General features: G+C 67.4%; 9 protein-coding genes. 5 read left to right on the forward strand and 4 right to left on the reverse strand.

Going from position 1 to position 9,389, the window contains the following annotated elements:
• Window positions 1-239 precede the first annotated feature (239 nt).
• The 3 genes from crcB to serS are packed head-to-tail and all read left to right on the forward strand — an operon-like array spanning window position 240 to window position 2,320.
• Window positions 240-614: a fluoride efflux transporter CrcB gene (gene crcB, locus I6U14_RS14265; RefSeq protein ID WP_296900181.1), complete on the forward strand. Its 375-nt coding sequence runs from the start codon at window positions 240-242 to the stop codon at window positions 612-614.
• Window positions 611-973, forward strand: coding sequence for a DUF190 domain-containing protein (locus I6U14_RS14270; protein WP_296900182.1), 363 nt, complete (start codon window positions 611-613; stop codon window positions 971-973). The genes crcB and I6U14_RS14270 overlap by 4 nt, the downstream gene beginning before the upstream one ends.
• 45 nt (window positions 974-1,018) lie before the next feature.
• Window positions 1,019-2,320, forward strand: coding sequence for a serine--tRNA ligase (serS, locus tag I6U14_RS14275; protein ID WP_296900183.1), 1,302 nt, complete (start codon window positions 1,019-1,021; stop codon window positions 2,318-2,320).
• An 86-nt stretch (window positions 2,321-2,406) separates the two neighbouring features.
• On the opposite strand, the gene I6U14_RS14280 is transcribed toward serS, so the two are convergent.
• The 3 genes from I6U14_RS14280 to I6U14_RS14290 all read right to left on the reverse strand — a co-directional run bounded on the left by I6U14_RS14280 (window position 2,407) and on the right by I6U14_RS14290 (window position 4,870).
• Complete coding sequence (locus I6U14_RS14280; RefSeq protein ID WP_296900184.1) at window positions 2,407-2,559, reverse strand: hypothetical protein; 153 nt, start codon at window positions 2,557-2,559, stop codon at window positions 2,407-2,409.
• A 142-nt stretch (window positions 2,560-2,701) separates the two neighbouring features.
• Entirely contained in the window at window positions 2,702-3,334 is a 633-nt protein-coding gene (locus I6U14_RS14285) for a V-type ATP synthase subunit D (RefSeq protein ID WP_296900185.1), read from the reverse strand.
• An 81-nt stretch (window positions 3,335-3,415) separates the two neighbouring features.
• Window positions 3,416-4,870 carry a deoxyribodipyrimidine photo-lyase gene (locus tag I6U14_RS14290; RefSeq protein WP_296900186.1) on the reverse strand — a complete coding sequence of 485 codons (1,455 nt, stop codon included), beginning with the start codon at window positions 4,868-4,870 and terminating at the stop codon, window positions 3,416-3,418.
• An 83-nt stretch (window positions 4,871-4,953) separates the two neighbouring features.
• On the opposite strand from I6U14_RS14290, the gene I6U14_RS14295 reads away from it, so the two are divergent.
• Window positions 4,954-5,451 (forward strand): GNAT family N-acetyltransferase, encoded by a 498-nt coding sequence (locus I6U14_RS14295; protein WP_296900187.1) that lies wholly within the window; start codon window positions 4,954-4,956, stop codon window positions 5,449-5,451.
• Between the two features lie 98 nt (window positions 5,452-5,549).
• Here the strand turns inward: I6U14_RS14295 and I6U14_RS14300 are convergent, their stop codons facing one another.
• Window positions 5,550-6,482 (reverse strand): histone deacetylase family protein, encoded by a 933-nt coding sequence (locus I6U14_RS14300; protein ID WP_296900188.1) that lies wholly within the window; start codon window positions 6,480-6,482, stop codon window positions 5,550-5,552.
• Between the two features lie 68 nt (window positions 6,483-6,550).
• Here I6U14_RS14300 and I6U14_RS14305 point away from each other — a divergent pair, with 68 nt between their 5' ends.
• Window positions 6,551-9,232, forward strand: coding sequence for a bifunctional acetate--CoA ligase family protein/GNAT family N-acetyltransferase (locus I6U14_RS14305; protein WP_296900189.1), 2,682 nt, complete (start codon window positions 6,551-6,553; stop codon window positions 9,230-9,232).
• Window positions 9,233-9,389 lie beyond the last annotated feature (157 nt).

The raw sequence follows: 9,389 nt of genomic DNA on the forward strand, positions 1-9,389 counted from the left end.
AATGGCGGGGCGTCCTGCCCCGCGCGGGAAGCGCCAATAAATCGGCGCTTCCTTAGGCATATCCAGAGGAGATTGGACAAGACGATCGTAGCTGTTCGTCTTTCACCCTTAACCTGGGGCCAAGCCTTGGCCAAGCTGATCCAAGTTCGGGGCAGACCCTGCGTCTGGGCGCCGGACGGCCCGCGCGCGGCCGGCGTGGTCAGCTACAATCCGTGTCGGATCGACATGGGGTAGGGTCCTTGCTGCAGCTTCTGGCCATCGCCGCCGGTGGCGCGCTCGGTGCGCTGGCGCGTTTTCTTGTCTCCACCGGCGTTTACCGGCTGTTGGGGAGGGATTTCCCCTGGGGCACCTTGAGCGTCAACGTGCTGGGCTCCTTCGTGATGGGGCTTCTGTTCGTGCTGCTGCTGGAGCGGAGCCTGCTGGCCGCAGAGCTGCGGGCGGCCATACTCATCGGCTTCCTTGGCTCCTTCACCACGTTCTCCACCTTTTCGCTGGAGACCTTGACGCTGATGGAGCAGGGCGAGATGCTGCCGGCCCTGCTGAACATCGCCGTCAGCGTGCTGGTCTGCATCGCCGCCTGCTGGGCCGGCATCGCTGCCGCGAGGGCATTATGAGCGAGCCGCAACCGCACACCGACACGACCAACAGCCCAGAGGAGCAGCAGCTCCTCTGGGCCACCATGGTGCGCGTCTACCTGAGTGAGTCCGATCATGGCCTGAAGGCCCTGCTCAAGTGCCTGCACGATGAGCTGCGTGTCTGCGGTGCCACCGTGACGCGCGGTGTCGCCGGCTTTGGTGCCTCCGGCGTGGTGCACGGCACGAGCCTGGTGGATCTCTCTTCGGATCTGCCACTGGTGCTGGAGTTCTTCGACCGCCCGGACCGCGCCCGTGCCGCCATCGAGCGGATCAAAGACTTCGTCGAGCCGGGGCATGTGGTGTCCTGGAGCGTCAGTGTCGAAAGCAACGGCCGGTAGGATGCCCAATCAATCGGCGTTTCCCTCGATCAACGAGACCGAATCATGCTGGACCCGAAACTGCTGCGCGCCGACCTCGACCATGTCGCCGCACAGCTCGCCCGCCGCGGCGTTGCTGTAGACACTGCCCGCCTGCAAGCCCTGGAGACGCGCCGCAAAGCATTGCAGACGCAGGTGCAGGAGCTGCAAAACCTGCGCAACACCCGCTCCAAGGCCATCGGCAAGGCCAAGGCGGCGGGGGAGGATATCGAGCCGCTCAAGGCCGAGATCGCCGGGCTCGGCGACCAGCTGAAGGCCCTCGACAACGACCTCGCCGAGCTTCAGGCCGAGCTGCGCGCTATCAGCCTCGGCCTGCCCAACCTGCCGGATGCGAGCGTGCCGGACGGCGCCGACGAGTCCGCCAACCGCGAGGAGCGCCGCTGGGGCGACCCGCCGGCATTCGATTTCACGCCCAAGGATCATGTGGATCTCGGCGTGCCCGCCGGCTGGATGGACTTCGACGCCGCCGCCAAGCTCACGGCGGCGCGCTTCGTGGTGCTGAGCGGGCCGCTCGCCAGGCTGCACCGGGCGCTGATCCAGTTCATGCTGGACGTGCACACCACCGAGCATGGCTACACCGAGACCTATGTGCCCTACCTGGTGAACGCGGACAGCCTCACCGGCACTGGTCAGCTGCCCAAATTCGCCGCCGACCTCTTCCGAGTGCCGGGCGGCCAATCCGACGAGGGCGACGCCGGTCGGGACTTCTATCTGATCCCCACCGCCGAGGTGCCGGTGACCAACCTAGTGCGGGACGTCATCGTCGAAGCCGACGCCATGCCGCGCAAATGGGTCGCCCATACCCCCTGCTTCCGCAGCGAGGCGGGCTCTTACGGCAAGGACACCCGCGGCATGATCCGCCAGCACCAGTTCGAGAAAGTGGAGTTGGTGCAGGCCGTGCGCCCGCAAGACTCGTTCCATGCGCTGGAGGCGCTGACGGGTCATGCCGAGACCATCCTGCAGCGCTTGCAGCTGCCGTATCGCGTGGTAACGCTCTGCACTGGTGACCTCGGCTTCAGCGCTGTCAAAACCTACGACCTGGAGGTCTGGCTGCCGGGGCAGGACCGCTATCGGGAGATTTCTTCCTGCTCCAGCTTCGGCGACTTCCAGGCGCGGCGGCTGCAGGCGCGCTGGCGCAACCCCGAGACCAACAAGCCCGAGCTGGTGCACACGCTGAACGGCTCGGGCCTCGCCGTAGGCCGCACGCTGGTGGCGGTGCTCGAGAACTACCAGTGCGCGGACGGCAGCGTCCGAGTGCCGGATGCGCTGGTGCCCTACATGGGCGGGCTCGAGGTGCTGCGGCCCTGACGCCCTGTGGGAGCGGCCTCTGGCCGCGACTCACTCAGCCGGGCCGTCGTCGCGGCCAGAGGGGCGCTCCCACAGGGCCAATCTCTTCAGTCGTCGCCGGCCTTGGTCTCGGCCTGCTCTGCCTTGGCTTCGCGCTCGGCCTTCAGCCGCTTAAGCTTGTTCTGCTGCGACACGTAGAACCAGGCCACAGCGCCGATAATGACAAGGAATTCGAGGCCCTTCAGGGAGCTTGAATCCATGATTGTGATCCTCCGGGTGGGTGGTCGGGTGACGGCGGCGGTGCCGCCGCCCCACAGGGTCCAATGACGGCGACTTCGCGCGCCATCAACTGGGTCGATGCCGACAACCCAGCGCGTCCCTACCGCGCTGGCTCACACGCCCTCAGCCAGCCGCCGTCTCCTGGCGCTCACGCAGCACCTTGACCTGGAACAGCGTGTTGCGCTCTTCCTCTTCCAGCGCCGACTGGATGAAATGAATGGTGCGCCGGTACAGCGGGATGATGTTGTACTTGAGCGCATTGACACGCTTCTGCGCCTTGCGCTGCTCCTCCATGAGCCGGTGCAGTGCGATCTCCACCTCGCCGAGCTGCGCCAGCACCACGGCGGCGTCGGCCAGGCGCTCGCGGGTGGTGTCGAAGCTCGCATCGCTGCCGAGCAGGCCCACGGGCTCGATGGGCCGGCGCCCTGCGGTAACGGCGGGGTACTCCACACCCAGTGAGCGCCGGGGCAGGATGTCCACGCTGAGCACCGCCGGCGCACCGAGAGCCGCCTGATGAAGGCCGCGGCTGCCCATGCGCAGATGGGTGATGCCGAGGCAGCGGTAGGCCTCGTCCAGTGCCCGCTGGCTCGCCTCACGCAGGCGGCGGTACTCGCCGATGCGCTCGTACACCAGGCGCGTCAGCAGCTCGCGCTTGCGCTCCAGCAGGTCATGGCCTTCTTCGAGGAATTTGACCTGCTTCTTGAGCGTGAGCAGCGTGTTCTTGGTGGGCGGGACCTTGAGGACTTGCTGGGCCATGGCGGTACGGCGTCGGCTTGCTAGGCGGTTTCCCTAGCCCAATAGGGTAGCGCGGCCCGCGCCGGCTGGCGATGGCCGCCGTCAACCCGACTTGATCTGCTCGAACGCGGCCAAGGCCTCGTCGCGAGACGCCTTCAGGTCCACCGCAGGCTGCGGGTAGTGATCCCCGAGCCGGATGCCCACGGCATCCAGCTCCGCCGGCTTGCCCGCCCAGGGCTGGTGGATCAGCTTGTTCGGCAGGGCGCTAAGCTCCGGGCACCAGCGGCGCACATAGTCGCCGGCGGCATCGAAGCGCTCCCCCTGGCGCACCGGATTGAAGATGCGAAAGTAGGGCGCGGCATCGGCGCCGCTCCCGGCTGCCCACTGCCAGCCCTGGGTGTTGCTCGCGAGGTCGGCGTCCACCAGGGTATCCCAGAACCAACGCGCGCCTTCCTGCCAAGGCAGGCGCAGATTCTTGGTGAGAAACGAGGCCACCACCATGCGCACCCGATTGTGCATCCAGCCGGTGTGCCAGAGCTGGCGCATGCCGGCATCCACAATGGGTATGCCGGTGCGCCCGAGCTGCCATGCCGTGAGCAGCGCGTTGTCGTCATCGCGACGCCAGGGGAAGTCAGCAAACTTGGCGTCCAGGGGTTCCAGCGGTGTCCGTGGAAAGTGAAACAGCATCTGCATGCTGAACTCCCGCCACCCCAGCTCGCGCACGAAGTGCCCGGCGCCGCCTTCGGTCATAACGCCGCCCGCCTCGCGCACTGCCGCCAGGATCTGTCGCGGGCCGAGCTCGCCCCAATGGATGTGCGGCGAGAGCGCCGAGGTGCCGGCTTCGGCTGGTCGCTCTCGGCCATCGGTATAGTCCTGCACTGCGTCATCCAGAAAGGCCCGGAGACGGGCCGCGGCGCCAGCGGCGCCGGGCCGCCAGGTATCGGCGAGGCCCTGGTCCCAGCGGACCTTGGGCATCAGCTCCAGGGCCTCGATGGACAGGGACTCGAGTCCGTCTGGCAGCCCAGGCAGCCCTGACGGCGCAGGGCAGGGTGCTGGCACCTCATCCAGCCTCGGCACGCAGCGCCGCCAGTAGGGGCTGAACACCCGGTAGGGATCGCCGGCGCCGGTCTTGAGGGTCCAGGGCTCGAATAGCATCGCCGCGTTGTGGCTCTCGCAGTGGATGCCTTCGGCGCGCAGGGCCTGCTTCACGGCCGTGTCGCGCTTGATGGTGGCAGGCTCGTATAGGCGGTTCCAGTGGCACTCGCTGGCGCCGGCGGCCTTGACCAGCCACCGCAGGGTCGGCAGCGATTCGCCGCGGGCCACGAACAGCGCCGAGCCGGCGGCGGCCAGGTCGGCGGCCAGCGCTGTCAGGCTATGGTGCAGCCACCAGCGCGCGGCGCCACCCGGCTCCCAGGGGGCCTCCTCGTCCGGTGCATGGATGTAGACGGGCACCACGCGCTCGCAACGGGCCAAGGCGGCGGCCAGGGCCGGATTGTCGGCGAGGCGGAGATCGCGGCGGAGCCATAAGATGGCCGTCTTGGGCGTGCTGGCCGGCATGCTGTCGTCCTATGGGCTGGCGTTGTTTGCAGTGGTGGGGATAATCGGGGCCTTCTCGTGGAATCACCGCGGAGCCCCCGAGCTTGAATGAGCCAACCGTTGAGATCCACAGTGCCGATCTCGCCAGTGGGCGGGACGCGGCCGACCTCATTGCCGTGCTCGATAGCTATGCGGCCGATCCGATGGGCGCGGGCAAGCCGCTGCCGGCTGCGACCAAGGCGGAGCTGGTGTCGGCCCTGCGAAGCTTCCCGGGCGCGTCAGTCCTGCTGGCACGGATGGGAACGGAGCCCGTGGGCGTAGCCGTGTGCTTCACCGGGTTTTCCACCTTCCGGGCGCGGGCGCTCACCAATGTGCATGACCTCGCCGTCCTGCCCGGCTGGCGCGGCCGGGGCATTGGCCGACGGTTGCTGGCGGCGGTGGAAGACCTCGCCCGCGCGCGCGGCCACTGCAAGATCACGCTGGAAGTGCGCGAAGACAACCCCGCCGCCATGGCCCTCTACCGACGGCTCGGCTTCGGCGCCGGCATCAGCGCCGGTGATCTCGTGCAGCATGTCTTTCTGGAGAAGCGGCTCGAGGATTGACCCCGCCGCGGGGCGGCCATGTCGTCTTCGGTGGGCCCCAACGCTCCAGCGTTGGAGCGTTGGAGCGTTGGGCGGACGCTCCGTATCTGGCCGCGTGCCTAGCCGTGCCCGATTAGCTCATCCAGATGCACGGCCACACTCCGGCCGAGAGCGGAGAGGTTGTAACCGCCCTCCAGGCAGGAGACGATGCGCCCCCCGGCATGGCGCTCGGCGAGATCGTGCAGCTGCTTGGTGATCCACGCGTAATCCGGCTCGCGCAGGTTGAAGTGCGCCATGTCGTCCTCGGCATGGCCGTCGAAGCCGGCGGAGATCATCAGCAGCTGCGGTGCAAAGGCCTCTAGACGCGGCAGCCAGTGCATCTCCACGGCGCTGCGGAAGGCGGCGCCGTCGGTGCGTGCCGGCAGGGGAATGTTGAGCACATTGGGGGCCTGGCTGTCGGCGCCGGTGCCTGGGTAGAAGGGGTGCTGGAAGCTTGAGCAGAAAAGCACGCGCTCGTCGCCGGCGACGATGTCCTCAGTGCCGTTGCCGTGGTGCACGTCGAAGTCGACGATGGCAATGCGCTCGATGCCATGCTCCGCCATGGCATGGGCGGCACCCACGGCAACGTTATTGAAAAAGCAAAACCCCATGGCCGCCTGACGCTCGGCATGATGGCCGGGCGGGCGCACGGCGCAGAAGGCGGCATGGTGGCGCTCACCCATTACCAGGTCGACGGCATAGGCAGCCGCACCAGCGGCGCGCAAGGCCGCGTCCAGTGTGCCCTGATTCATCGCCGTATCGCCGTCCAGCCAGACCAGCACATCCTCTGCGGTGGGTGCAGCCTCGAATAGAGCGTCCACGTAGCTCGGATGATGCACGCGCACCAGCTGCTCACGGGTGGCCTTGGGCGCGTCATAATGCGACAGAAGCATCTCCAGCCCGGCGGCGATGAGCCGGTCCGTGATGGCATGCAGGCGCTCGGGCACCTCCACATGGTGTGCGCCCATCTGGTGCAGCCGGCAGTCCTCGTGAGAGATGAAGGCAAGATTCATGGTGGCGGCCCCGTGGTGATGCGGTCACCGAAGCTTAATCCCTTTTCTGCCCGGGAGGGCAAGCGGCCATGTGGCTGTCCGATGTCGACCAACTATTTTTGCCAGACGCGGTGGCCGTGTTTGGCGCCAGCGAGCGCGAGGACTCGCTCGGCGGGACAGTATTTCAGAACCTGCTTGAGGCCGGCTTCAAAGGCCAGTGTTACCCCATCAATCCCAAGTACGAAAAGGTCCAGGGGCACGCCTGCTGGCCCGACCTGGCGGCCTTGGATAAGCACGTGGATCTCGCCCTCATCGCCACGCCAGCGGAGACGGTTCCGGGCATCCTGGATCAATGCGGCGGGTTCGGGGTGCGGGCGGCGGTGGTCTACACCGCGGGCTTCGCAGAAAAGGACCAGCGCGGCGCGGTACTGCAGGAGCGCATGGTCGAGGCGGCGCGGCGCAACCGCATCCGCGTGCTGGGGCCGAACTGCCTGGGCGTCATGCGGCCTTCAACCGGACTCAATGCCGCGTATGGGCCGGACCTGGCACTGCCCGGCCGGGTGGCGCTGGTGTCCCAGTCCGGCGCCGTGTGCAGTGCGATGCTGGATTGGTCCGGTCCGCGGCGGCTCGGCTACTCGGCCGTGGTATCCCTGGGTGCGGCGGCGGACGTGGACTTCGGCGACGTGCTGGACTACTTGGCGCTGGACCCGAAGACCCAGAGCATCCTGCTCTACGTTGAAGGTATTCGCGACGCCCGGCGCTTCATGAGTGGCCTGCGGGCGGCCGCGCGCCTAAAGCCTGTGGTGGTGGTGAAGAGCGGGCGGCATCCCGCGGGCTCCCGCGCCGCCCTGTCCCACACCGGTGCCTGGATGGGTTCAGCGCAGGCCTTTTCCGCGGCCATGGAGCGCAGTGGCGCGGTGCAGGTGGAGCGCCTCTGGCAGCTTTTCGCCGCGGCCCAGGTGTTCGGCGCTGGGCGCAGGCTCGGCGGAGACCGGATTGCCATCATCACCAATGGCGGTGGGCCCGGCGTGCTGGCGGCAGACCGGGCGGTAGAGCGTGGGCTGCGCCTTGCGCAGTTCAGCGACGCGACCCGGGCGGCCCTGCAGCAGGCGTTGCCCAAGCATTGGTCACAAAACAATCCGGTCGACGTCATCGGTGATGCCACCGAGGTGCGTTACCGAGCCGCGCTGGATGCCTGCCTCAAGGACGAGCACGTGGACGGCGTGGTGGTGCTGCTCGCGCCCTTCGCCGACTGTGGCGACCCCACGGCCACCGCGCAGGAGGTCATTGCCGCCGCCGAGCAGACACGCAAGCCGGTGCTCACCTGCTGGATGGGGCAGGCGAGCGTTGGCGATGCGCACCGCTTGTTCTCTGAGGCCGGGGTGCCGCACTTCGAGTCCCCCGAGGTGGCCGTGGACGCCATGTCCTACCTCGCCGAGCACAACCGCAACCAGAAGCTCCTGGTGCAGTCACCGGGGCCCCTGTCGCAGCAGAGCACACCAGATGTAGAAGGGGCGCGCCTCATCATCGAGGGCGTAATGGCCGAGGGGCGCAAGACCCTCGGCACCATCGAGGCCAAGGCGGTGCTCTCGGCCTTTCGCATTCCCACCACCCAGGCGGTCATGACCCGCAGCCCCAACGAGGCACTCATGGCGGCGGAAGCGCTCGGCTTTCCGGTGGTCATGAAGATCTGCTCGCCGGATCTGCAGCACAAGTCCGACGTGGACGGCGTACGCCTAAACCTGAGCGACGCCCAGACCATTCGCCGGACCTACACGGAGCTCACCGAGCGCGCCGCCAAGCTGCGACCCGAAGCGCGCATCGATGGCGTCACCGTGGAGCACATGGTGCCGACGCGGGCGGCGCGCGAGCTGATGGTCGGCGTCGCCCGCGATCCGGTGTTCGGGCCCGTGATCAGCTTTGGCGCCGGCGGTACCGAGCATGAGTTGATACAAGACTGCGCCATGGGGCTCCCACCGCTCAATGCGTTCATCATTCAGACCATGATCGCTCACACCCGTGTGGACCGGCTCATGGGTGCCTACAGCAACAAGCCGCCCATGAATCGCCAGGCGCTCGCGCGCATCCTGCAGCGGGTGTCAGAGATGGTTTGCGAGCTGCCGGAAATTATCGGCATGGAGGTGAACCCACTCATCGGCAATGACCTCGAGGTCATTGCCGTGGACGCGCGCATTTGTGTGGAGTACCGCCCGCCGCAGCAATCGCTCTACGGCCACATGGCCATTCACCCATACCCGCAGCACCTCATCGAGCACGTGCCCCTGCCGGACGGCACGGACCTCACCATCCGACCCATCAGGCCGGAAGACGCGGAGATGGAGCAGGCCTTCGTGCGCGGGCTGTCGGAGCAGACCAAGTACTTCCGCTTCATGCAGGCCATCAAGGAGCTGTCGCCGGAGATGCTGGTGCGCTTCACGCAGATCGACTACGACCGGGAGATGGCGCTCATCGGCGTCATGGCAGAGGACGGTCAAGAGGTACAGGTGGGTGTCGCCCGCTATATGACCCGTCCCGGCGGCGACAGCTGCGAGTTTGCCATCGTCGTTGCCGACCGGGTGCGCAGCCGCGGCATCGGGGCGCGGCTCATGAGCTCACTGATGCAGAACGCGCGCGCCCGCGGCCTGCGCATCATGGAGGGCGAAGTGCTCGCTGCGAACACACGCATGCTGGCGCTGATGAAGTCGCTCGGATTCCGCATCGAGACCGACCCCAACGATACCAGCGTCAAGCTGGTGACCAAGGTGCTGTAAGGTCCGCGCCGCAAACCGCGTCTGTCACCGCCGGGCGCCGCTCGCCGAGCGGCCTCTGGCCGCGGCGACTTTGGGAAGCGCCGATTGATTGGCGCTTCCCGCGCGGGGCAGGATGCCCCGCCATTTTCGGCGACGCAAGTCGCTGAAAATGAAGGAG

Origin of the sequence: Thiohalocapsa sp. (genome assembly GCF_019695415.1) — a bacterium.
In the GTDB taxonomy this organism is placed as follows: domain Bacteria; phylum Pseudomonadota; class Gammaproteobacteria; order Chromatiales; family Chromatiaceae; genus Thiohalocapsa.

Coding starts and splice junctions, on each gene's coding strand:
- I6U14_RS14270 (WP_296900182.1), top strand. CDS start 611: ATGAGCGAGCCGCAACCGCACACCGACACGACCAACAGCCCAGAGGAG.
- serS (WP_296900183.1), top strand. CDS start 1,019: ATGCTGGACCCGAAACTGCTGCGCGCCGACCTCGACCATGTCGCCGCA.
- I6U14_RS14280 (WP_296900184.1), bottom strand. CDS start 2,559: ATGGATTCAAGCTCCCTGAAGGGCCTCGAATTCCTTGTCATTATCGGC.
- I6U14_RS14285 (WP_296900185.1), bottom strand. CDS start 3,334: ATGGCCCAGCAAGTCCTCAAGGTCCCGCCCACCAAGAACACGCTGCTC.
- I6U14_RS14290 (WP_296900186.1), bottom strand. CDS start 4,870: ATGCCGGCCAGCACGCCCAAGACGGCCATCTTATGGCTCCGCCGCGAT.
- I6U14_RS14300 (WP_296900188.1), bottom strand. CDS start 6,482: ATGAATCTTGCCTTCATCTCTCACGAGGACTGCCGGCTGCACCAGATG.
- I6U14_RS14305 (WP_296900189.1), top strand. CDS start 6,551: ATGTGGCTGTCCGATGTCGACCAACTATTTTTGCCAGACGCGGTGGCC.